The sequence below is a fragment of the Variovorax sp. 160MFSha2.1 genome (assembly GCF_048305075.1).
GTDB lineage: Bacteria > Pseudomonadota > Gammaproteobacteria > Burkholderiales > Burkholderiaceae_C > Variovorax > Variovorax guangxiensis.
This window is the reverse complement of the sequence record NZ_CP157624.1, coordinates 6,335,772-6,357,657: the sequence shown is the minus strand read 5'-3', so window position 1 is coordinate 6,357,657 and position 21,886 is coordinate 6,335,772. Positions and strand designations below refer to the sequence as shown.

The window sequence follows — 21,886 nt, the reverse complement described above, 5'->3', positions numbered from 1 at the left end:
GTCGTCGCCGCGCGATGCCCCTGGCGTCAGCCTGCGGCGGACTGCTTGCAAAGGGACAGGATGTGGCCGGTGCGCGGATCGCCCTTGCCCGCCAGCACCTGCGCGTAGGCGGCCTGCACCGCCACGCCGCCGTTGTGATGCTCGGCATGCAGCCAGGGCGCCTTCGCATCGGTGACGGTGGCCATGAAGTCGTGCCAGGCCGCGACCATGCGGCGGCCGAACTCCTCGGGGCCCCATTCGGTGGTGCGCTTCTTGATCTGCGCCGGCGCGAAGAACAGCGTGGCGCGCGGGCCCGGCAGGTCCTTGCCCGCACCCTTGGACGCGAGCTGCTCGACGTGGGTGCCGCCGATGGAACTGCTGTACTTCAGGTTGGCGAAGCGCTCATGGATGGCGTTGCGCAGCGTGCCGTTGCCGGCGAAGTCGACGTACACGCAGGGCGTGTCGGCCGCGATGCTGTCGAGCGCGTCGTAGGTCACCACGCGGTCGTAGCAGCCGAGGCTCTCGCAGAACGCCACGTTGGCGGGCGAGGTCAGGCCGATCACTTCGATGCCCTCGCGCTTGTGCATCTGGAAGGCGGTGCCGTAGGCCGTCTTGCTCGATGCACTGGACAGCAGCATGGTGCCGGCGCCGAAGAAGTCGTTGTCGGCCATGAAGTCGTCGATCAGCCACGAGGTGATGAACAGCGGGCGCAGCAGCGCCTGGATGTCCTCGGTGCCGGCCGTGTAGAGCGGGTCGCTCGCGCAGCGGAAATACTGGTTGTAGACGGCGGGCAGTTCGGCGCGGTGCGGCGCCATGTCGGTGAAGCGCTCGGGCGAGAGCCGCCCGGGGCTCAGCACCGTGCTGGAGGCCATCGGCCAGTAGCCGTAGAGCCGCTCGCCCACCGGCACGCCCGGGTGCAGCGACTGCACCACGCTCGCGAAGCCCCACACAGGGATGCTGCCCCAGCCTTCCTCGCCGCTCGGGAAGAACTGCCAGTAGCTCATCGCGTCGCCGAAGGCGGCATACGTGATGTTGTTGGACGTGAGCGCGAAGCTGTCGATGCGCACGCGCACCTGGCCGTCGGCGAGTGCTTCGTCTGTGGCGGTGTGGAGGCGCGTGGTGGAGAGCTGGTCTTTGCGGATGAGGAGGCTGGTGGTGCTCATGAGCGTGGCTCCTGGCGGTTGTGGTGTTCGCCTACGTTAGCCAAGCTTGATGAAAGGCGCCATCGCGCAGCCGTGTTTGGCGTCACCCGTGAGACATCGGCGGGCAAAAAAAAAGCGGCCCGGCTTGGGGCCGGGCCGCTTCGGGTTCGCTTGTACGCGAGGCTCAGGCGATGCTGAGTTCGACGTCGATGTTGCCGCGCGTGGCGTTCGAGTACGGGCACACCTGGTGGGCCGTGTCGACCAGCTTCTGCTTGGCCTCGGCATCCAGGCCGGGCAGCGTGATCGCCAGCTTCACGGCGATGCCGTAGGCGGCGCCGCCGTTCGTCGGGCCAAGCGAAACGCTGGAGTCGATGGCGACGTCTTCCGGCACCTTCACGCCGATCTTCGGGCCGACGGCCTTCATCGCGCCGATGAAGCAGGCGGCATAGCCGACCGCGAACAGCTGCTCGGGGTTGGTACCGGGCTTGCCGGAACCGGGCGAGCTCAGCTTGACGTCGATCGCGCCGTCGCTGGACTTGCCTGCGCCGTCACGGCCGCCGACCGTGTGGGCTTCTGCGGTGTAGAGCACTTTGTCGAGCTTGGTGGTCATGGTGATTCCTTTGGTGGTGATGAAGTTGAAGGGAGGGTGGTGAAAAGGCTTCGTTCTCTTTCCTTGCGGAGGTCGAGCGGAGCGGGAGAAAAATGTGGCGCTGCCGTCAGGCTGCCTTCCTGATGCGGTCGCGCAGCGCCTGGATCTGCTGGGTGAGGGAAACCAGCTCGGGCACCGAGCACTCGGCCGCGGCCATCAGGCAGGCCGGCACGCTGGATGCGCGGTTCTTGAGCCTGCGGCCCGCCGCAGTCAGCGTGATGTGCACGCGGCGCTCGTCGGCCACGTCGCGCACGCGGGCCACGTAGCCGCTGGCTTCCAGGCGCTTGAGCAGCGGCGTGAGCGTGCCCGAATCGAGCGAGAGGCGCTCGCCGAGCTCGGAGACCATGAGGCCGTCCTGCTCCCAGAGGGCGAGCATCACGAGGTATTGGGGGTAGGTGAGCTGCAGCTTCTCGAGCACCGGCTTGTACAGCCGCGTCATGGCCAGCGAAGCGGAATAGACGGCGAAGCACAGCTGGTTGTCCAGCTTCAGCATTTCGTCGGCGTTGATGGCGGTGGAGCGCATAGGCTGAATTGTAGCGAGCAATTAGATTGTGTGCAATGTAATTTGAAAGTGTCAGTATCGAGGTGAGGTCAGGGCACATGAAACCCGGTTTTCGTGTCGGCCTGTTGACCCGGCCCCAGGGACAGCCCTTACAAAGGCAGACTCGTCGAAAAAGGTTCTCATCGTGCGATCCAACACCCGATTCCTCAGCCCGTCCGAAGCCGCAAGGCGGCTCGGCGTGTCAGCCAAGGCCCTGCGGCTCTACGAGCAGCGTGGTCTGGTGGAGCCCGAGCGGACCGCTGCAGGCTGGCGTGTCTATGGCCCTGAGCAGATGGCCCTTGCCGCCGAAATCGTCGCGCTTCGAGCGCTCGGCTTCAGCCTTGCTCAGGTGGGGCGAGTGTTGCAAGGCGACCCGCAGGGGCTGGAGCAGACATTGGCGGCTCATCAGGCAGCGCTGGAGGCGCAGTTGCATGGGCTTGCAGCAACGGTCGCGAAGATTCGGAGCCTGCGAACCGATCTGCTGCAAGGCCGCACGCCGACCATCGGCGAACTCGCGGACCTGCGCGCACCAACCACCGAGGTTCGCGTCGCGTTTCGGCTTCCGTGGCCCTGGGGTGGCGAGCTTTTCGAGCTGCGGGACATCCGCGCGCTGAACTACATCATCGGCCCGCTCGGCAGCGGCAAGACGCGGCTTGCGCACAGCCTTGCCGAGGCGCTGCCCGATGCAGTCTTCCTGGGATTGCACAGACTTGAAGAAGCCGAGGCGGCAGCAGCGAAGGCAAGACTGCATGCCGACCATCGGTTGAAGTCGAGAGTCGACGAAGCTATGGCTTGGCTCGCTGAAGACGGTGCTACTCCATCGGACGCCTTGTTGGTGCTGCTCTCCGAACTCGAAGCCGAAGGCCCCACCACACTCATCGTGGACATGATCGAGCAAGGCCTGGACCAGCAAACGCAGGAAGCCCTGATCGCCTGGCTGCGCCGAAGAGCCCCCGGCGCACGGCCGATCTTCATGCTCACCCGCTCCAGCGCGATCCTGGACCTGTCCGCCGTGGGCCCTGACGAAACCGTCATCCTCTGTCCCGCCAACCACAGCCCGCCGATGCAGGTCGCGCCGTATTCCGGCGCACCCGGCTACGAAGCGGTCGCCACCTGCCTGGCCTCCCCGGAAGTGCGCGCGCGGACGGCGGGCGTCATCGCGTGGTTTCCGCCGGGCCGCGTGGAGGCCGCTGCTGCTACGCCCTGAACCTCTTGCGCGTCAGCCCCAGCGCAATCCAGAACGCCACCACCGCATACACCGCCAGCACCACCGCGTGCACCCACCAGCCGGCGGGCCACTGGTCCATGAAGAGCGGCCGTACCAGCGCCACGGCGTTCGTCAGCGGCAGCCACGCGGCCACTGCCTGCACGGCGGCGGGCAACTGCTCCAGCGGAAAGAACACCCCGCTCAGGAACATCATCGGTGTCATGAACAGCGTGAAGTAGTAGGTGAAGAAGTCGTACCCCTTCGCCAGCGCATTGAAGATCAGCGCGATCGAGGAGAAAGTGATGCCCGCGCCGATCAGCACCATCCACGCGACGATGAGCTTCGGGCTGTGGCTGATGCCCAGCCCCAGCATCACGAAAAGGATGGCCGTCACGGTGAAGATCGACTTGAACGCCGCCCACAGCATCTCTGCCAGCACGATGTCATCGAGGCCCACGGGGGCGTTCATGATGCCGTCCCAGGTCTTCTGCACGTGCATGCGCGAGAAGGCCGAATAGAGCGCCTCGAAGCTCGCCGCGTTCATCGCGCTCATGCAGATCGAGCCGCTCGCCAGGAACAGGATGTACGGCACCTTCACGCCGTCGACCGACACCTGCCCCACCAGCGCGCCCATGCCGTAGCCGAAGGCCACGAGCCAGATCAGCGGTTCGGCGATGTTGCCGATCAGGCTCGGTATGGCGAGCTTGCGCCACACCAGCAGGTTGCGCAGGAACACGGGCCACCAGCGCAGCGAGAGTTGGGGCGGGCGCCACGGTGAGGGCGAAGGGGGCGCGGTTGTGGTGGTGGTCGTGTTCATGTCTAGCCATCTTCACGAATCTGGCGACCCGTGAGCTTGAGAAAGAGGTCTTCGAGATTCGCGGGCCGGTGGAAGGTGCGCAGCCCGCCGTGCCGCGTCAGCGCATCGAGCAACCGCCGCGCGTCCTGGGTGTAGAAGAACACCGTCTCGCCGCTGACTTCCACGCGCGCCGCCATCGCCTTCAGTTCGGCCGACCCGGCCAGCGAGAGCGCGCCGTTGCCGTACACCTCGACCACGTCGGGCTCCAGGTGCTCGGCGATCAGGTCGCGCGGGCGGCCCTCGGCGATCTTGCGGCCGTGGTCCAGCACCAGCAGGCGCGAGCACAGGCGCTCGGCCTCGTCCATGAAGTGCGTGGTCAGCAGGATCGACTTGCCCTGCTGCAGCAGCACCTGCAGCCGCTCCCACATCAGATGCCGCGCCTGCGGGTCGAGCCCGGTGGTGGGTTCGTCCAGCAGCAGCAGCTTCGGGTCGTTGACCAGCGCGCGCGCCAGCGAGAGCCGCCGCCGCATGCCGCCCGAGAGCTCGCCCGGCTTCGCGTCGGCCTTGTGCGAGAGCGCCGCGAACTCCAGCAACTGCGGAACGCGCGCACGCACCTGCGCCTTGCTGAAGCCGAAGTAGCGGCCGTACACCACGAGGTTCTCGGCGCAGCTGAAGTCGGGGTCCAGCGTGTCGAACTGCGACACCACGCCCAGCTGCGCCTTGATCGCCAGCGCATCGCGCGGCATCTGCAGCCCCAGCGCCGAGATCTCGCCGCCGTCGGGCGCGGTGAGGCCCAGGCACATGCGGATGGTGGTGGTCTTGCCGGCGCCGTTCGGGCCGATCACGCCGAGGCACTCGCCGGGTGCGATCTCGAACGACAGGTCGTTCACGACCGTGGTGTCGCCATAGCGCTTGTGCAGATGGCTGGCGTGGAAGAGGGGAGGCGGGGCGGAGGAAGAGGGTGTAGGCGGCACGCGGCCATTCTGACGCAGCCGGACGCGGGGCGTGCCCATCGCTTCAATCGATGGACAATCCGCCGATGTTCAGAGCAACTTCATGGATCGTGGCGTGCCTGGCCGCCACGGCGGTGCAGGTGACGGCGGCGGCAGCGCCGGCCGATCCGAAACGGTGCGAACAGCTCCACGAGGTCGCGAATGCGAGCCCTGGCTTCGTCCCGCGCTACGGCGCGGTCGTTGTCGGCGCCGGCAGGGCGCATCTCCACACGGCGCCCGACGCCGCCTGCGACAGCGGCAAGTTCCTGATACCCAAGGACCGCGTCACCGTCTACACGCCGTACAAGGAATGGGTTCAGGTGATGTTCATCCACCCGAAGACGGGCGAGGACACTATGGGCTGGATGCTCGACAGCCGCCTGAAGACGACCGGCGCCATGGGCCCTCGATAACCCGGGGCGGAGCGAGCTCCCGGCAGCGGCAAAATCGCCGCACCCATCGATCGACGGATGAATGAGCCAATGGCATTGCACACGGGGGGAGACCCAAGAATGCTGCGTTTCTGGCTGGCGCTGGCGGCCTTGCTGCTGCTCGGCGCCTGCGCACCCTTTCACCGGCCCCTGGCGGCCGCGGACCGCAACAAGGTCCAGGAAGTCGACCTGCGCGTGGTCGTCGCGCAAGAGAGCTTCATGTTCTCCGCGCAGTCGCCCGGCGTGAGCGCCGCCACGGGCGGCGGGCTGATCGGTGCGCTCATCGATTCCTCCGTGCAGCAGTCGCGCCAGAAGGACATGAGCGCCGAGGTGCAGGCCATCGTCGGCCCGCTGCTCGACTACGACTACCGCGCCGAGGCAGCCCGGGCGCTCGAGGCGCAGCTCGGCGAGCCGTCTTCGTTCCCGCTGAAGATCCGCTCCGCGCGGCTGCTTCCGGCCATGCCCGTCAAGGCCGAGCACGAGGCCCGCATCGCCGCCACGAAGAACGGTCCCGCCTACATGGTGCTGTTGCTGCAGTACGCGCTGGAGCCCGGCCTGGGCGCCTTCACCACGCGCACCTCGGCCCTGCTCTGGCAGGACGGCAGGAGCGAGCCCAGCTATCGCGCCGCGGCCATCTTCCAGACGCCCGTGGGCGGCGTCGCGCGCGCCACCGTCATCCGCCGCCTCACTGCCGATGACGGGCAGGTGCTGCGCGGCATGATGCGCGAGTCGATGACGCAGACGCTGCATGCGGTGGCGCTGGACATCGCCGGCGCGCGCTCGGGCGCAGTGAAGACCGCGCGCTTCAACGTCAACGGCTCGTGGGTGACGCTGGCCGGCCAGAGCTTCGACGAGCGGCCGGGCCGCGTGCTGTTCCGCGACCAGGACGGCGCGCTCTATTCGGTCAGGAGCGCTGCGCCATGACGCCGCGGCGCCACGCCTGGAGGCCGGCCGCTTTCAGCGCGCTGTGCATGCTCGGCGCCGCGCCGGGCATCTCGCACGCGCTGACCGAGACCGAGCCGCTTCCCATGGTCTACGAAGCGGCACCCGAGCCGGCCGAGCGGCCCAACAGCACGCCCGCCCCTGTGCTGCGCGTAGCCAGCGGCTGCACGCTGTATCTGCCGAAGATCGACGACATGCGCCTGAACAAGGCCAGCGTTGGCAACCTGACGTTGATGCTGCCCACGCTGCACGCCACGCCGGTGAAGGTGCAGTCCATCCGTGCCGGCGGCGATCCTGTCGAGTGGGCGCGCAGTGCGCTGCTGTCCGCAAGCCGCTACAGCCTGCAGGTGGTGAGTGCCGTGCCGCCCTCGACGGGCGCTGCTGCGAGGCAGGTCACGGCCGACGTCGCGCTGCGCCTGGCGCATTCGTGGTCGTCGGGCCTCAACCTCGTCTCGCACGTCGTGCTGCAGGCCAGCTACCGCATGCCCGGCGCCGAGCCCGTGATGCGCCAGTACCACGGCATGGGCACGCGCGCGAACTGGGCCAGCGGCAATGGCGAATTCATGTCGGTGCTCAACCTCGGCATGGAAGAAGCGGTGCGCGGCATGGTCGCCGACACGGCCGCGCTGTGCGACGGCAAGCCCCTGCCAGATCGGGGGGGCGCGCCATGAACACGATTCCGCGGCCGCTGAAAGGCCGGCTCGAACTCCACTTGACTTGCGGTGCGATGGATGCCGCGCGGATTCCTTTCTTCGTCGAGGTCTGCGAGCAGGTGGGGCTCAAGCCGCTGCTGATCGACCTCGCCCACGGCGAGCAGAAGCAGCAGCCCATGGCCACCACCTGGCTGCGTGGCGACCTCGCCGAGGCGAAGGCCGAGGCGATGGCGCTTGCGCAGTGGCTGGCGCGCGCGGGCATGGCCGTGCTGCGCGTGAAGGTCGAGGCCCCCATCCAGGGTCACGAATGCCTGAGCCGGCCCGACGAGTACTTCGAATGGCACGGCAAGCTGCGCGTGCACGACGCCTCCGCGTTGCAGCACCTGTGCGAGACGCACGGCGCGCGCCTCTCGCGCAACAGCCTGAAGGACGAGACGGACGTGCGCTTCGCCACCCTGCGCAGCCGCGAACCGCTGGACGGGTTCAAGGCTCGGGTCGCGGCACTGACCGGCCAGTTGGAGCGCCAGGGCTGGCCGCTGCTGAAGCAGGAGACGGAGATCTGCCTGCTCGACAGCCGGGAGTCGATGGACGCGGGATGGCTGGAGGCCGCCGCATGAACCTGCGGTGCGCTCCGCCGTTCAAAGCCTGAGCCCGCAGAACTCCGCCTTCATCCACTCGATGAACGCCCGAGTGCGCGCCGGCAGCAGCCGCGCATTCGGATAGATCACGCTCACCGGCCGCGGTGGCGGCTCGAAGTCTTCGAGCACCAGCTTCAGCCGGCCCCGTGCCACGTGCGGCATCACCTGGTACGAGAAGAAGGTGCCGAAGCCCATGCCCGCGGCGCACGATTCGATGGCGGGCGCTAGGTGGTTGAATTCCAGCCGGTTGTCGGGCGTCACGCTGATCGCCTTACCGCCCTCGTAGAACTGCCACTGTGCCGGCGCATCGACGCGGCCGCGCACGCACGGGGCGCCGTTCAGTTCGCGCGGGTGCGTCGGCGTGCCGTGCTGCGCAAGGTAGTCGGGGCTCGCTACCAGCACGCGGCGGATGGTGCCCATGGTCTGCGCGACGAGCGAGGAATCTTCCAGCGGGCTGATGCGAATGCCGACGTCGATGCCTTCATCCAGCAGGTTCACGGTGCGGTCGTACAGCCGCACGCTGCAGCGCACTTTTTCGTAGCGCTTCATGAAGCGCACGATGGCAGGTGCCACGTACATGTGGCCGAAGAGCACCGGCGCGGTGATGGTGAGCTGGCCGGCGGGCTCGCGCGCCTCGGCTTTCAGCGCGAGGTCGGCGGCATCGGCCGCGAGCAGCACCTCGCGTGCGCTCGGCAGGTAGCTGCGCCCCTCCTCGGTGAGCGAGAGGCGGCGCGTGGTTCGGTGGAACAGGCGCACGCCCAGGTGCGCCTCCAGTGCGGCGAGCGAGCGCACCACCGCGGGCAGCGATGTGCCCAACGCCTCGGCGGCGCGGGTCAGGCTGCCCTGGTCGGCGATCTGAACGAAGGTCTGCATGGCCTTGAAGCGATCCATGCAGCAATTAAACCGGAAAACGCAGCAGTCAAATACAGGAAAGGCTATTCATTCATTCGGTGCAAGAGAGAAGAATCCGATCCGTGTCCCACCTCTTTGCAGAAAAGGAATTGCCATGACCGCCGTCCGTCCCGCCCAGCCCATCAAGCTCTACGGCTCCCCCATCTCGGGCCATGTGCATCGCGTGCGCCTGTTTCTCACGATGCTCGGCCTGCCCTTCGAGAGCATCGAGCTCGACATGCGCAAGCGCGAGAACCGCACGCCAGAGTTCCTTGCGCGCAATCCCTTTGGCCAGGTGCCCGTGATCGAGGACGGCGATCTCACGCTGGCCGATTCGAACGCCATCCTGGTCTATCTCAATGAGCGCTATTCGGCCGACCCCTTGCGCTGGATGCCGCGCGACGCAATCGGCGCGGCGCGTGTGCAGCGCTGGTTCTCGGTGGCCGCCGGTCCGCTGGCCTATGGCCCGGCGGCCGCGCGGGTCATGGTGCTGTTCGGCCACGCGACCGATCCCACCGAAACAGTCAAGCGCTCGCACGCGCTGCTCTCGGTGATGGAAACGCACCTGCAGCAGCAGCCCTTCCTCGCGGGCCCCGAGGCCACACTGGCCGACATCGCGAACTACGCCTACGTGGCGCACGCCCCTGAAGGCAGCGTGTCGCTCGACGGCTATCCGAGCGTGCGCGAGTGGCTGGCGCGCGTCGAGGCATTGCCCGGCTTCGTGCCGATGGTGCGCACCGCCGTAGGACTCGCCGCGGGGGCCAGCTCATGATCGCCGCTCCATTCCATGCCGGCGAGCGCACGCTGCAGGCGCTGGCGGGTTCGCGCGAACAGATGGAGGTCGCCGGCCCCCGCGTGATCCGCGACTACATGCCCGACCAGCATCGCGAGTTCTTCTCGCTGCTGCCCTTCATCGTGGCCGGCAGCCTCGACGCCGACCTGCAGCCCTGGGCCAGCGTGCTCGCCGGGCCCGCCGGCTTCGTGCATTCGCCCGATGCCACGCACCTGCGCGTCGATGCGCTGCCCACGGCGGGCGATCCGCTCCTCGGCCAGCTGAAGCAGGGCGCAACCCTGGGGCTGCTCGGCATCCAGCCGCACACGCGGCGGCGCAACCGCATGAACGGCACGGTGGAGGCGCTCGATGCGGCGGGCTTCAGCGTCGCGGTGCAGCAGAGCTTCGGCAACTGCCCGCGCTACATCCAGGCGCGCGAGCCGGAGTTCGTCGCGCCGCGCGCTACCGGTGCGGCTCCCGTGCAGTGGCTCGACAGGCTGGATCTTGCCGCGCACCGCCTCATCGGCAGCGCCGACACGCTGTTCCTTGCCACTGCCTACCCCCACGAAGCCGCGGCGGGCGACGAGGCCGACGCGAGCTCGCACGGCGTCGACGTGTCGCACCGCGGCGGCCGTCCGGGCTTCGTGCGCATCGATGGCGACGACACGCTCGTGCTGCCGGACTTCAACGGCAACCGCTTCTTCAACACGCTGGGCAACCTCGCCGTGCATCCGCGCGCGGGCCTGCTGTTCGTCGACTTCGATAGCGGCGACCTGCTGCACGTGGCGGCCACAGCCGAGATCATGTGGAACGGCCCCGAGGTGGATGCCTTCGAAGGCGCCGAGCGGCTGGTGCGCTTCCGCGTCACGCACGCGCTGCGCCGGCCGGGTGCACTGCCGCTGCGCTGGGGCGACGCGCAGCTATCGCCGCACCTTGCGGGCACGGGTCAGTGGAACACGGGGATGCGCCCGTTGGCCGACGGCCGGTAGCTCCAGCCGCGCAGGCGCTGGGCATCGAGGTGGGCTGCATGCTGCAGCAGCGTGTGGAGGCTGGCGGCGGCCAGCGTGCAGGCCAGCGCCTGTCCCGGACAGGCATGCATGCCGTGGCCGAAGCCGAGCATGCGGCGCCGTTCGCGCAGGGGCATGAACCGGTCGGGCTCGGGGTTGAACGCCGGATCGCGGTTGGCCGATGCCAGCAGCACCAGCACCGTGTCGCCCGCAGCCACGTCGGTGCCGGCGATGGTCACGGCCTCTGCGGCGAAGCGCCGCGTGTTCTGCACCGACGGATCGTGGCGCGCGGTTTCCTCGACGACGGCCTGGAGGCCATCGCGCGTGCGGGCCGAAGGCCGCAGCGACGGCTCGCGCATCAGTGCGATCAGGCTGTTGCCGACCAATCCGGCCGTGGCGTCGCAGGTCTGCGAGAGCAGGCCAGCGAGGTTCGCGAGCAGCGAGCGCGACAGGGGCGCATCGCCGCCTGCGCTTTCTGCCATCACCGCGGCGAGCAGCGTGCCGTGCCGCGGCGCATTACCGGTTGCCAGGACTTCGAAGCGCGCCATCAGCTCCGCGGCGGCAGTGCTCGCGCGCTGCAACTGTTCGAGCGTGGAAAGCGGCGACAGGCAGGCCACGAAGTCGCGCATCCACCGGTCCACCTGCGGCAGCGCATCGTCGGCAAAGCCGAGCAGGTGCGCGGCGGACTGCACCGGCATCGAGAACAGCGTGTCGGAAAGCGGCTGCTGCCGAGGCACGCGCTGCGCGACCTGCAGGGCGGACGCGTACACCGCGTTCAGGTCGAGCCCGGCGAGCGCGCGTTGCAGCGCGGGCCTGTGGGCCTGATGCGCGGCACCGTCGTTCATTCGGACCAGGTGACCGAACACCTCGCCGGCCGGGCTGCCCACGATGGCGCGCGGCACGGGTTCGGCGGCCGGCCGCACGCGCAAGGCACCGTGGGCCTGCAGCACCTGTTCGACCACGTCCGCGCGGCTCGCGACCCACAGGCGCAGCTTCTCGTTCCACGCGAGCGGCGGTCCGTCGCGAAGAGTGGCGTAGTACGGGTAGGGATCGGCATGCGTGGCGGCCGCGACCGGATCGGCGGGCATGGCGGAGGGCGTGGGGCTCGTGTTCGTCATGGCGCCAGTGTGCGGTCGAAGCTGCCGCCACACTTCGCCCGCGAACGAAGTGTGGCGTGCGCCGCCGTCTTAGGATGGGCGCATGGACGACACCCTTTCCTCATCCGCCGACTTCCAGCTCGCCCGCCTGGCCGGCGCGATCGCCGAGCCGGCGCGCGCCCGCATGCTGAGCTGCCTGATGGACGGCCATGCACGCACCGCCACCGAGCTCGCCACCGTCGCCGAGGTGGCCGCCTCCACCGCCAGCGCACACCTGGCGCGCCTGAAGGAAGAGCGGCTGGTCGACGTGCTGGTGCAGGGCAAGCACCGCTACTTCCGCCTCGCCAACGACGACGTCGCTTCCGCGCTCGAAAGCCTGATGGTGGTGGCCGGCACCCCACGCACGCCACCTGCGCCCGAGTTCAGGCCCAGCACGCCGAGCCGCCTGCGCAGCGCCCGCACCTGCTACGACCACATGGCGGGCACGGCCGGCGTCGCGCTGCACGACCGGCTGCATGCGCAGGGCTGGCTCAGCGGACTGCAAAGCGGCTCCTACGAACTCACGCCCGATGGTGCGATCGCGCTGGAGAGCCTGGGCGTGGAGATCGACGAGGTGCGCCGCTCGCGCCGCCGCTTCGCCTGTGCCTGCCTCGACTGGAGCGAGCGCCGCCCGCACCTGGGCGGCGCGCTGGGCGCGGCGTGGCTGCAGCTGTCGCTGAAACGGGGATGGGTGCGGCAGGAGCTGGACGGGCGGGCGCTCACGCTGACGCCGAAGGCGCGGCGGGAGATGCCGGAGCTTTTTTCCTGATCGAGCGGCCCAAGGCCGCAGACACCGCGGAACCGGCTTTGCCGGGCCGCAGGTGTCGCCCCCGGAAGGGGGTTGGCGCAGCGACACGAAGTGCGCGAAGCCTGGGGGTGAACCTGCCTCAGGCCTTGAGCTTGAGCAGATAGATGAGGGGCCCGGCCATCGCCGTATCCAGATCGAGGAAGCTCTCGAAGTCCTTGCCCGCCATCCAGTATGGGTCCCAGTTGTTGCGCTTGATGGTCTTCTGCCAGACGTCGGCCTGGGTGGCGCGGCGCACGGCTTCGAGCAGCACGGCCTTTCGTTCCGCCGTGACCTTCTTGCCGGTGAGCACGCCGCGCCAGTTGGCGAGGTCGGCGTCCACGCCCTGTTCGCGCACCGACGGAATGCCCAGGAACGGCCGCTTGGCCGACACGCCGATGGCGCGCAGCTTGCCGTTGGCGAGCTGCTCGCTGAATTCGCTGTAGCCCGAGATGCCGGCGGCTGCCTTGCCCGATTCGAGCGCCTCGACCACCTGCGCGCCGCCAGGATGCGGTTGGTAGACCAGCGCGCCCGCGTTGCCGGCCACGCGCGCCAGCATGCCCGCGTACATGTGGTCCACGCCGCCGGCCGAGCCGCCCGCAATGACCGTCTTCGCGGCATCTGCGCGCAGCTGCGCGATCAGGTCCTTCGGCGTCTTGATGGGAGAGTCGGCCTTCACGGCCACCACTTCGTAGTCGCTGGTGAGCCGGGCCACCGGCGCGACCTGCGCCATGGTGATGGCGGGCTTCTGCAGCGCCACGGCACCGACCATGACCATGCCGCTCATCAGCAGCGTGTCGGGGTCGGCGTCGTATTTCTCGACGTACTTGGCCAGGCCGATGGTGCCGCCCTTGCCGCCGATGTTCTCGTAGCTGATGTCCCCCACCGCCCCCGAGGCGATCATCGCGGCGCCCAGCGCGCGGCCGGTCTGGTCCCAGCCGCCGCCTTCGTTGGCGGGAATGACGATGCGCAGCTTGGGGGCGAGTTGCGCTTCAGCCGCGCCCGCTGCTGAAGGCCGCAGCGCGGGCACAACGCCCACGGCGGCGGCCGATGCCATCCAGGCGGTGAAGCCACGGCGAGACAGCCCCGTGGGGGCAGTTGGCACGAAATGCGTCATTTTGTTTCCGGCTCCCTATAAAAGTAACCGGATGATCGACGAAAACCGTGTCAGTCATTAGTGTCATTTGCTCGGGGTAAACCCGAACAAGGCCCGACCGAGCGAACCGGCGGTTCAGGCCTTGAGCTTCAGCAGATAGATGAGCGGGCCGGCCATCGCGGTGTCGGTTTCGAGGAAGTTCTCGAACTCCTTGCCGTCGAGCCAGAACGGGTCCCAGTTGTTCTGCTTGACGGTTTTCTGCCACAGCTCGGTGGCGGTGGCGCGCCGCACCACCGTCAGCAGGGCCGCCTTGCGGTATGGCGGTACCTTGCGGCCGGTGAGCACGCCGCGCCAGTTGGCGAGGTCGGCGTCCACGCCCTGTTCGCGCACCGAGGCGATGCCCTGGAACGGCCGCTTCGACGACACGCCGATGGCGCGCAGCTTGCCGCTGGCCAGGCCCTCGGCGAACTCGCTGTAGCCCGAGATGCCCGCCACGGCCTTGCCGGTATCGAGTGCCTCGACCACCTCCGCTCCGCCGGGGTGCGCCTGGTAGACCAGCGACTGCGAGGCATCGGCCACGCGCGCCAGCATGCCGGCGTACATGTGGTCCACGCCGCCTGCCGAGCCGCCCGCGATGACGGTGCCGGCCGCGTCCGCGCGCAGTTGCGCGATCAGGTCCTTCGGCGTCCTGATGGGTGAGTCGGCCTTCACCGCGATCACCTCGTAGTCGCTGGTGAGGCGGGCGATGGGCGCCATGTTGGCCATGGTGACCGTGGGCTTCTGCAGCGCCACCGCGCCGACCATGACCATGCCGCTCATCAGCAGCGTGTCGGGATCGGCGTCGTATTTCTCGACGTACCTGGCGAGACCGATCGTGCCGCCCTTGCCGCCGACGTTCTCGTACACCACGTTGCCGACCGCGCCCGATGCCAGCATCGCGGCGCCCAGCGCACGGCCCGTCTGGTCCCAGCCGCCGCCTTCGTTGGCGGGGATCACGATGCGCAGCCGGTTGCTCAGCGGCGCGTCGGCGGCGTGCGCGGCGCGCGGCCACAGCGCGGCGTGTCCTGCGCCGGCTGCGGCGGCCGAGGCCGCGATCCATGCAGAAAAACTGCGACGGGAGATGGGGGGAACGGAGCGCGACTGGGTCATCTTCTTTCCGGTTGTCGTGGGATAGACCGGATGATGTCCGCGAAACGCGCCAATCCCGCGCGGCCGCGGGCAGGACAAACCCTGAGGCCCCGGCCCTTGCCGGGCCCCTGCTGGAGCCGTTCTTCTTACTGGAACGCCACTTCGGCGAAGCTGCGCAGCTTGCGACTGTGCAGCCGGGTCGAGCCCTCGGCGCGCAGGATGTCGATGGCCCGCATGCCGATGCGCAGGTGCTGCTCCACGCGCTCGCGGTAGAAGTGGTTGGCCATGCCGGGCAGCTTGATCTCGCCGTGCAGCGGCTTGTCGCTCACGCACAGCAGGGTGCCGTAGGGCACGCGGAAGCGGAAGCCGTTGGCCGCGATGGTCGCGCTTTCCATGTCCAGGGCCACCGCGCGGCTCTGGCTGAAGCGGCGCTGCGGCTGGTTGCCCGGCAGCAGCTCCCAGTTGCGGTTGTCGGTGCTGGCCACGGTGCCGGTGCGCATGATCTTCTTCAGGTCGGGTCCCTCGTAGCGCGTGACGTCGGCCACTGCTTTTTCCAGCGCGAGCTGGATCTCCGACAGCGCCGGGATCGGCACCCACAGCGGCAGTTCCTCGTCGAGCACGTGGTCCTCGCGCACGTAGGCGTGGGCCAGCACGTAGTCGCCGAGCTGCTGCGTGTTGCGCAGGCCCGCGCAGTGGCCCAGCATCATCCAGGCATGCGGGCGCAGCACCGCGATGTGGTCGGTGATGGTCTTGGCGTTGGCCGGGCCCACGCCGATGTTGACCATGGTGGTGCCGCTGCAGTCCTCGCGCACCAGGTGGTAGGCCGGCATCTGCGGCAGGCGCGGCGGCGCGGTGCCCTGGCTGCCGTCGAGCAGGTGGCCGTAGGTAGCGCTCGAGCCGGCGGGCAGTCCGCGGCGGCGCGTGACCACGTTGCCGGGCTCGATGAAGGCGACGTACTCGCTGTTCTCGTCGGCCATGGCCTCGTGGCCCAGGCGCACGAATTCGTCGATGTAGAACTGGTAGTTGGTGAACAGCACGAAGTTCTGGAACCACTCCGGCGCCGTGCCCGAGTAGTGGCGCAGGCGGTGCAGCGAGTAGTCGACCCGCGCGGCGGTGAACAGCGACAGCGGCTGCGCCTCGCCGTCGCGCGCCTCGAAGGTGCCGTTGGCGATGCCGTCGTCCATCACGCCCAGGTCGGGCAGGTCGAACACGTCGCGCATGAGGGCGCGGCGCTCGGCGCTCATGGTGCCTTCGATGTGGTCGTTCTCGGCGAAGGAGAAATGGATCGGAATGGGCTGCGTGCTGGTGCCGACCTCGAGCTCGACCTGGTGGTTTTCCAGCAGCAGGCGGAACTGGTCGAGGTAGTAGCGCGAGAACAGGTCGGGCCGCGTCAGCGTGGTCTCGTAGCGGCCGGGGCCTGCCACGAAGCCGTAGCTCAGGCCGGCGTTGGCCGGCGGCGTGTGGCGCGAGACGGTGTGGGTGTGCACCCGCACGAAGGGGTAGCAGGCCCGCACCCGACCCGGCAGTTCTTCGCCGGCGACGAAGCGCAGCATCGATTCGCGCAGGTGCGCGAGGCCGCTCTGGTAGATCAGCTTGACCTGTTCGAGTGCGGCGGCGGCGTCGGTGAAGCGGGCGGGAGCGACGAAGGTTGGCATGTAGGGCATGCCGGCATTGTGCAATGCGGCTGCCCCGTCAGCTCGGGTCAGTTCAACAGGCAGGCCAGCACCTTCGCCAGCATGTCGTTCACGTCCGTGGCCTGCACCGCGCCGGGCAGCGCCACGTCGCCGTGCATCACGAACACCGGCTTGCCCCACTTGAGGCCCAGCGCCATTTCAGACAGCGTGCCCATGTTGCCGCCGATGGCGACCAGGCACACGCCGCTGCGCGCGACGATGCCGTTGCGCATCTCGCCCATGCCGGTGGGAATGGCCACGCTGAGCCATTCGTTGGCATTGCGGTCGTCGTCCTCGGGCAGGATTCCCACGGCGATGCCGCCGGCTTCCACCGCGCCGCGCGAGGCTGCGGCCATCACGCCGCCGCGCCCGCCGCAGACCACCGCCATGCCCGCGCCGGCCAGCGCATGCGCCACCGCATGGGCGGCCTCGCATTCGGCCGGACCGCCGTCGCCGGGGCCGATGATGGCCACCGGCTGGCGGTGGCGCTGCGGCCCCCGCTGTTTCTGCGCGAGGCGTTCCAGCGCCTCAGTGACCGGCGCCGGCAGCACCGCCGCGCTCGCGCCTTCGCGTAAAGACATCGCCCACTCCCATCACGATCACACACACAACCATCAGCACCAGCGACAGGGCCGCCGCCACCGCGAAATCGGAACCGCCGTCGCCCACCTGCGCCAGCAGCATCAGCGGCAGGATGTTGAGCTGCGTGCCCACCAGCGCCAGCGCCGTGCCGTAGGTGCCCATCGCGATCGCGGTCACCATGCAGGCGTTCGACAGGACCGAAGGCAGCACCTCGGGCACCACCGTGTCCCAGAAGGCGCGCGAGCGCGAGGCGCCCAGCGTGCGCGCCGCCTGCGCCGGGCGCAGGTCGAGGTTCGCGAACACCGGGTACAGCGACAGCGCCACGCGCGGAATCAGGTAGTAGGCATACGCAAAACCCAGGCCCGACACGCTGTAGATCCAGCTGCCGATGGCGGCCGGGTCGGCGCCCAGCCCCGCGAGCAGCTGCGTTACGAAGCCCGCCCGGCCGAAGGCCAGGATGAAGCCGTAGGCGATCACCAGGCCCGAAAAGGCCAGCGGCAGGCCCAGCAGCGTCATCATCCAGCGGCGGCGCGCTTCGGGCTGGCGCGCGAGTTCGATCGCGATGCAGGTGCCCACGATCGCCGACATGGCACCCGCCGCGAGCCCGAGCGCCAGCGTGTTGCGCAGCGCGCCGAAGAAGAGCGCGTTGCCGAACAGCCGGCCGAAGGCGCTGCCGCCTTCGCCGAAGGCCTCGGGCAGCAGCGCCGCCAGCGGCACCGCGAAGAACAGCGCCATGAAGGCCCACGCGGGCCAGGCGCCAAAGCGTCGCATGGCTGCTTACTTGCCCAGTGCGGCCTGCGCCCAGAGCTTGTCGATTTCCGCCTTGCGCTCCGAGGCCTTCACCACGTCGAGCGGCTTGATCTGCGGCGCGGCCGGCATCTTGGCGGCCATGTCGGCCGACAGCGGCGTGCCCGGCACGGCGGGGCGCACGAAGCCCTGGGCGAACAGCGATTGGCCGGCCTCGCTCATGATGAAGTTGAGCCACAGCTTGCCGGCGTTCGGGTTCGGGCCGTTCTTCACGAGGCTGATGGCGTAGGGCGCTGCCACGCTGGCTTCCTTGGGGATCACGACTTCCACCGCGTCGCCCATGCCGTCGACGTGCTTGGCCTTCAGGCCGTCGTTCTCGTAGCTGATCCACACCGGGATCTCGCCCTTCAGGAACTTGGCATAGGGCGTGGTGCCTTCCACGCGCAGCACGTTGCCCGCTGCATGCAGCTTGCCGAGGTAGTCGGTGCCGGGCTGCACGTTGTCGACGCTGCCGCCGTTGGCATAGGCCGCCGCGAAGGTCAGCACCTGGCCGATGCCGGTGGAGCGTGGGTCGAGGTACACGACCGTGTTCTTGAATTCGGGCTTGAGCAGGTCGGCCCAGCCGGTGGGCACGTTCTTCACCAGCTTCTTGTTGACCAGGAAGGCGATGTTGAGCGTGTGGATGGTGAACCAGCGGCCCTCGGCCTCGCGGAACACGGCCGGCAGCTTGTCGAAGTTGACGGGCTTGAAGGGCGCGACCACGTCCTTCCTGGCGGCGTCGACGGCGGAGGCGGCGAAGTAGTAGGCGGTGTCTGCCTGCGGGCGGCGCCTGGTCTTCTCGAGCGAGACCACGGTGGCGGCGGAGCCGATGTCGTTGTAGGTCAGCTCGATCTCGGGGTAGCGCTTCTTGAAGTCGCGGAACAGCGACTTCCAGTTGGCCCACTCGGGGCCGGTGTCGAAGGAGACGCACAGGCCTTCCTTCTGCGCCTCGGCGTACAGCGCCTTCTCGCCCGCGTAGAGCTCGGGGCCGTCGAAGGCGAATGCGGTACGGGCCGCGAGAGAGGCCAGCGGCAGTGCGCCGGCGGCCTGGATCAGATGTCTGCGTTGCATGGTGGCTCCTTGGAGGAAGAGGTCAGTGGTCGAGTAAGCGGAGGTGCTCGGGCGCGATGGCGATGGCCTCGCCGGCGGGCTTCGCCGATTCGGCGAGGAAGGGCTTGGCCGCGCCCGGCACTTCGAAGTCGTAGCGGGTGAGCGCGCCCAGGTAGCGCTGCGCGCCGGCGCGACCCGCGAGGCGATTGACGGCGTCGGCGGCAGGGTCGGGCCGGATGTGCTCGGGGCGCACCAGCACGTGCACCTCGGTGCCGAAGGCGCGCCGGCCGGTGTCGGCGAAGAGCTCGGCAAAACCCATGTCCAGCCGGCCGGGCGCGGCCACCTTCGCGGGCAGGATCGTCGAGAGCCCGACGAACTCGGCCACCGCGCGGCTCGCGGGGTTCTCGTAGATGTCGCGCGGCGTGGCGATCTGCAGCAGCCGGCCGTCTTTCAGCATCGCCACGCGGTCGGCCATGGCCAGCGCTTCCTCCTGGTCGTGCGTGACCAGCAGCGTGGTGGCGTTGAAGCGCTGCTGGATGGCGCGGATCTGGTCGCGCAGGTGGCCGCGCACGCTGGCGTCGAGCGCCGAGAGCGGCTCGTCCAGCAGCAGGGCGCGCGGGTCGATGGCCAGCGCGCGGGCCAGCGCCACGCGCTGCTGCTGCCCGCCCGAGAGCTGCGCCACCGCGCGCCGCGAGAACTCGCCCAGCCCCACGATGTCGAGCAGCTCCTGCGCGCGGCGGTGCCGCTCGGCCGTGGCCACCTTGCGCAGCTTGAGGCCGTAGGCCACGTTGTCGAGCACGCTCAGGTGCGGAAAGAGCGCGTAGCTCTGGAACACCATGCCGATGTGGCGCTGGTGCACCGGCGTGCGCGACATGTCCTCGCCGTCGAGCGCGATGCGGCCGGTGTGGCCCGTCTCCAGGCCCGACACCAGTTTGAGCAGCGTCGACTTGCCAGAGCCGCTGGGCCCGATCACCGCGACCAGCTCGCCGGTGCGCACGTCGAGCGAAACCTCGTGCAGGCCGTGCGTGCTGCCGGGGTAGTTGTAGCTGACCTTGTCGAGGAGGAGGCTCATGGCGTACCGGTTCTGCCGCTTATGCGCGTTGCTTCACGAGGGAAGAGGAAAGAAGCGCCGACGCGCTCGCCAGCACCAGCAGGATCACCGTGGCCGCGCAGGCGAAGCCCGTCGCGCCGTAGAAGGCCTGCAGCAGCACCACCGGGTAGGTGCGGTTCTGGAAACTCGTGAGCAGGTTCGACACGCCGAACTCGCCCACCGAAATGGCCGCCACCATCACCAGCCCGCTGATCAGGCTCTGGCGCAGGCTGGGCAGCACGATGCCGGTGAACTGCTGCCAGCCCGAGGCGCCGAGCGTGGCGGCCGCCTGCTCCAGCCGGCTCAGGTCGAGGTGACGCAGGTCGGTCAGCAGCGTGTTGGTGAGGTAGGGCAAGGTGAGGATCGCGTGCGCCGCGATCAGGAGCGGCATCGAGCCCAGCCAGGGCGCCAGGTCGGTGTTGAACACGATCATGTAGCCGAAGGCCAGCGTGATCGCCGGCACCGCCACCGGCGTGGCGCTCACGATGCGCGCCGCCAGGCTGCCGCCGCGCCGCGCACCGTGATACAGCGCATAGGCCAGCGGCAGGGCCAGCACGGTGTTGATGGCACAGGCCGACATGGCCACCACGAGGCTGCTCACGAAGGCCTTTCGGAAGGAGGTGTCGAGCCAGAGGTCGAGATACCACTGCCCGGTGATGCCCGTGGGCAGCAGCGTGTTGGTCCAGTTGCCGCCCACGCTGCCGACCAGCAGCAGCGCGATGGGCAGCAGCAGGTACAGGCCGTAGATGAGCGAGATGACGCGAACCAAGCTTGCCTCCGAATGTCATGGGCGCCCGGCATACTTTCCGGATGCGCTACTGTTCGCGCCGGGCTTGCCGCCGCGTTGCCTCGAATTCTAGGAATCGCGTACGAACTTATGGGTGAAAGTTGGATGACGACACTTGAGCAATCGGAAAGCGTTTTTCACGCGGCTTTCATGAAGCGGGGTCATGCATGAAGCGCGACTGCCCCACCATCCAGGAACTGCTGGCCTTCGACGCCGTCGCGCGCCACCAGAGCATCACGCTGGCCGCCGGCGCGCTGTGCATCACCGTGAGCGCGGTCAGCAAGCAGATCGCGGGGCTCGAAGCCTTCCTGGGCCGCGAGCTGCTGCAGAAGAACGGGCGCGGCGTCCAGCTCACGCCGCAGGGGCGCGTGTACTGGCAGAAGATCTCCGGCGGCCTGCGCGCCATCGAGACCGCCACCTTCGAGGCCCGTTCGGGCGACGCGGGCGCCGGCCTGCTCACGCTGGCGAGCGTGCCCACCTTCCTCACCAAGTGGCTCATTCCGCGCCTGCCGGCCTTCAGCCAGAAGAGCCGCCACGTGATGCTGAGCTTCAGCCGCCACCTGGAGCCCAGCGACGGCATCCCGGCCGGCGTCGATGCAGCCATCCGCTACGGCCCTGATGGCTGGCCCGGCGTGGTGTCCGAATACATCGCGGGGCGCGAGTTCGTGCTGATCGTGGCGCGCGCGCTGGTCGAAGGGCGACACCGCATCGCGCAGCCCGCCGACATCGTCGGCCATACGCTGCTGCACCACGAGGGCGCGCCCACCGCCTGGCGCCTGTGGGCCGTGCAGCACGGCGTGCCCGAGGTGCAGACCGTGGCCGGCCCGCGCTTCGCCCAGTATTCGGCGCTGATCCAGGCGGCACTGAACGGACTGGGCATCGGCCTGGTGCCGAAGCTGCTGGTGCAGGAAGAGCTCGCCGAAGGCGCCCTGCTGAGCCCCTGCGGCACGCCGGTGAGCGTGAACCAGGGGCACTACCTCTGCTATAGGCCCGACCGCCTCGACCTGCCGGCCTTTGCGGCGTTCCGCGAATGGCTGCTCGCCGAGGGGCTGAAGTCGCGCGGCGTGGAAACTGAGGCATGAAGCGAAGCATGAAGGCGCCATCTTCGGTAGGCTTGCCCTCCATGCGGACAAG

General features: G+C 68.9%; 24 protein-coding genes. 9 read left to right on the top strand and 15 right to left on the bottom strand.

The window, feature by feature from the left end; translation table 11 throughout:
* Nucleotides 1-26: 26 nt before the first annotated feature.
* From ABL838_RS29410 to ABL838_RS29400, 3 genes are all read right to left on the bottom strand, one after another.
* Nucleotides 27-1,142: a DUF2855 family protein gene (locus tag ABL838_RS29410; RefSeq protein WP_418123142.1), complete on the bottom strand. Its 1,116-nt coding sequence runs from the start codon at nucleotides 1,140-1,142 to the stop codon at nucleotides 27-29.
* A gap of 163 nt (nucleotides 1,143-1,305) precedes the next feature.
* Entirely contained in the window at nucleotides 1,306-1,731 is a 426-nt protein-coding gene (locus ABL838_RS29405; protein ID WP_126025461.1) for an organic hydroperoxide resistance protein, read from the bottom strand.
* 106 nt (nucleotides 1,732-1,837) lie between these two features.
* A complete protein-coding gene (locus tag ABL838_RS29400; protein ID WP_418123141.1) occupies nucleotides 1,838-2,293 on the bottom strand; it encodes a MarR family winged helix-turn-helix transcriptional regulator in 456 nt (151 codons plus the stop codon).
* A 163-nt stretch (nucleotides 2,294-2,456) separates the two neighbouring features.
* On the opposite strand from ABL838_RS29400, the gene ABL838_RS29395 reads away from it, so the two are divergent.
* Nucleotides 2,457-3,518, top strand: a complete 1,062-nt coding sequence (locus ABL838_RS29395) for a MerR family transcriptional regulator (protein WP_418123140.1) — start codon at nucleotides 2,457-2,459, stop codon at nucleotides 3,516-3,518.
* Here the strand turns inward: ABL838_RS29395 and ABL838_RS29390 are convergent.
* Both ABL838_RS29390 and ABL838_RS29385 read right to left on the bottom strand, forming a co-directional pair.
* The gene (locus ABL838_RS29390; RefSeq protein WP_184639706.1) at nucleotides 3,508-4,335 is read right to left on the bottom strand and encodes an ABC transporter permease; all 828 of its coding nucleotides are present in this window, start codon (nucleotides 4,333-4,335) and stop codon (nucleotides 3,508-3,510) included. The two genes, ABL838_RS29395 and ABL838_RS29390, sit on opposite strands and share 11 nt — an antisense overlap.
* A gap of 2 nt (nucleotides 4,336-4,337) precedes the next feature.
* Nucleotides 4,338-5,327 carry an ATP-binding cassette domain-containing protein gene (locus ABL838_RS29385; protein ID WP_240650834.1) on the bottom strand — a complete coding sequence of 330 codons (990 nt, stop codon included), beginning with the start codon at nucleotides 5,325-5,327 and terminating at the stop codon, nucleotides 4,338-4,340.
* Between the two features lie 26 nt (nucleotides 5,328-5,353).
* Between ABL838_RS29385 and ABL838_RS29380 the strand changes: the two genes are divergently transcribed.
* From ABL838_RS29380 to ABL838_RS29365, 4 genes are all read left to right on the top strand, one after another.
* The gene (locus ABL838_RS29380; RefSeq protein ID WP_418123138.1) at nucleotides 5,354-5,719 is read left to right on the top strand and encodes a hypothetical protein; all 366 of its coding nucleotides are present in this window, start codon (nucleotides 5,354-5,356) and stop codon (nucleotides 5,717-5,719) included.
* Between the two features lie 99 nt (nucleotides 5,720-5,818).
* Nucleotides 5,819-6,661, top strand: coding sequence for a hypothetical protein (locus tag ABL838_RS29375; RefSeq protein WP_369660520.1), 843 nt, complete (start codon nucleotides 5,819-5,821; stop codon nucleotides 6,659-6,661).
* A complete protein-coding gene (locus tag ABL838_RS29370) occupies nucleotides 6,658-7,350 on the top strand; it encodes a hypothetical protein (protein WP_418123137.1) in 693 nt (230 codons plus the stop codon). The genes ABL838_RS29375 and ABL838_RS29370 overlap by 4 nt, the downstream gene beginning before the upstream one ends.
* On the top strand, nucleotides 7,347-7,949 hold the full coding sequence (locus ABL838_RS29365; protein WP_369660522.1) for a hypothetical protein: 603 nt from the start codon (nucleotides 7,347-7,349) through the stop codon (nucleotides 7,947-7,949). Before ABL838_RS29370 ends, ABL838_RS29365 begins: the two co-directional genes overlap by 4 nt.
* Nucleotides 7,950-7,970: 21 nt before the next feature.
* Here the strand turns inward: ABL838_RS29365 and ABL838_RS29360 are convergent, their stop codons facing one another.
* Entirely contained in the window at nucleotides 7,971-8,861 is an 891-nt protein-coding gene (locus tag ABL838_RS29360) for a LysR family transcriptional regulator (protein ID WP_418123136.1), read from the bottom strand.
* 115 nt (nucleotides 8,862-8,976) lie between these two features.
* On the opposite strand from ABL838_RS29360, the gene ABL838_RS29355 reads away from it, so the two are divergent.
* Both ABL838_RS29355 and ABL838_RS29350 read left to right on the top strand, forming a co-directional pair.
* Nucleotides 8,977-9,633, top strand: a complete 657-nt coding sequence (locus tag ABL838_RS29355) for a glutathione S-transferase family protein (RefSeq protein WP_418123135.1) — start codon at nucleotides 8,977-8,979, stop codon at nucleotides 9,631-9,633.
* Nucleotides 9,630-10,622, top strand: coding sequence for a pyridoxamine 5'-phosphate oxidase family protein (locus ABL838_RS29350; RefSeq protein WP_418123134.1), 993 nt, complete (start codon nucleotides 9,630-9,632; stop codon nucleotides 10,620-10,622). Before ABL838_RS29355 ends, ABL838_RS29350 begins: the two co-directional genes overlap by 4 nt.
* On the opposite strand, the gene ABL838_RS29345 is transcribed toward ABL838_RS29350, so the two are convergent.
* Nucleotides 10,580-11,728, bottom strand: coding sequence for a cytochrome P450 (locus ABL838_RS29345; protein WP_418125927.1), 1,149 nt, complete (start codon nucleotides 11,726-11,728; stop codon nucleotides 10,580-10,582). The genes ABL838_RS29350 and ABL838_RS29345 overlap by 43 nt on opposite strands.
* A 112-nt stretch (nucleotides 11,729-11,840) precedes the next feature.
* Here ABL838_RS29345 and ABL838_RS29340 point away from each other — a divergent pair, with 112 nt between their 5' ends.
* Nucleotides 11,841-12,545: an ArsR/SmtB family transcription factor gene (locus ABL838_RS29340; protein ID WP_184639726.1), complete on the top strand. Its 705-nt coding sequence runs from the start codon at nucleotides 11,841-11,843 to the stop codon at nucleotides 12,543-12,545.
* A gap of 118 nt (nucleotides 12,546-12,663) precedes the next feature.
* Here the strand turns inward: ABL838_RS29340 and ABL838_RS29335 are convergent, their stop codons facing one another.
* The 8 genes from ABL838_RS29335 to ABL838_RS29300 form a co-directional block, all read right to left on the bottom strand.
* Nucleotides 12,664-13,617 (bottom strand): Bug family tripartite tricarboxylate transporter substrate binding protein, encoded by a 954-nt coding sequence (locus ABL838_RS29335; protein ID WP_418125926.1) that lies wholly within the window; start codon nucleotides 13,615-13,617, stop codon nucleotides 12,664-12,666.
* A 174-nt stretch (nucleotides 13,618-13,791) separates the two neighbouring features.
* Entirely contained in the window at nucleotides 13,792-14,805 is a 1,014-nt protein-coding gene (locus ABL838_RS29330) for a Bug family tripartite tricarboxylate transporter substrate binding protein (RefSeq protein ID WP_418123133.1), read from the bottom strand.
* 125 nt (nucleotides 14,806-14,930) lie between these two features.
* Nucleotides 14,931-16,448 carry an AMP nucleosidase gene (locus ABL838_RS29325; RefSeq protein ID WP_126025474.1) on the bottom strand — a complete coding sequence of 506 codons (1,518 nt, stop codon included), beginning with the start codon at nucleotides 16,446-16,448 and terminating at the stop codon, nucleotides 14,931-14,933.
* 38 nt (nucleotides 16,449-16,486) lie between these two features.
* Nucleotides 16,487-17,038, bottom strand: a complete 552-nt coding sequence (locus ABL838_RS29320) for a TIGR00725 family protein (RefSeq protein WP_369660527.1) — start codon at nucleotides 17,036-17,038, stop codon at nucleotides 16,487-16,489.
* The gene (locus tag ABL838_RS29315) at nucleotides 16,986-17,810 is read right to left on the bottom strand and encodes an ABC transporter permease (protein WP_418123131.1); all 825 of its coding nucleotides are present in this window, start codon (nucleotides 17,808-17,810) and stop codon (nucleotides 16,986-16,988) included. Before ABL838_RS29315 ends, ABL838_RS29320 begins: the two co-directional genes overlap by 53 nt.
* A 6-nt stretch (nucleotides 17,811-17,816) precedes the next feature.
* Nucleotides 17,817-18,896, bottom strand: coding sequence for an extracellular solute-binding protein (locus ABL838_RS29310; protein ID WP_418123130.1), 1,080 nt, complete (start codon nucleotides 18,894-18,896; stop codon nucleotides 17,817-17,819).
* A gap of 22 nt (nucleotides 18,897-18,918) precedes the next feature.
* Nucleotides 18,919-19,947, bottom strand: a complete 1,029-nt coding sequence (locus tag ABL838_RS29305) for an ABC transporter ATP-binding protein (RefSeq protein WP_418123129.1) — start codon at nucleotides 19,945-19,947, stop codon at nucleotides 18,919-18,921.
* Nucleotides 19,948-19,966: 19 nt separating this feature from the next.
* Nucleotides 19,967-20,734, bottom strand: coding sequence for an ABC transporter permease (locus ABL838_RS29300; RefSeq protein WP_418123127.1), 768 nt, complete (start codon nucleotides 20,732-20,734; stop codon nucleotides 19,967-19,969).
* A gap of 185 nt (nucleotides 20,735-20,919) precedes the next feature.
* Between ABL838_RS29300 and ABL838_RS29295 the strand changes: the two genes are divergently transcribed.
* Nucleotides 20,920-21,834: a LysR substrate-binding domain-containing protein gene (locus tag ABL838_RS29295; protein WP_418123126.1), complete on the top strand. Its 915-nt coding sequence runs from the start codon at nucleotides 20,920-20,922 to the stop codon at nucleotides 21,832-21,834.
* The last annotated feature ends 52 nt before the right edge of the window (nucleotides 21,835-21,886 follow it).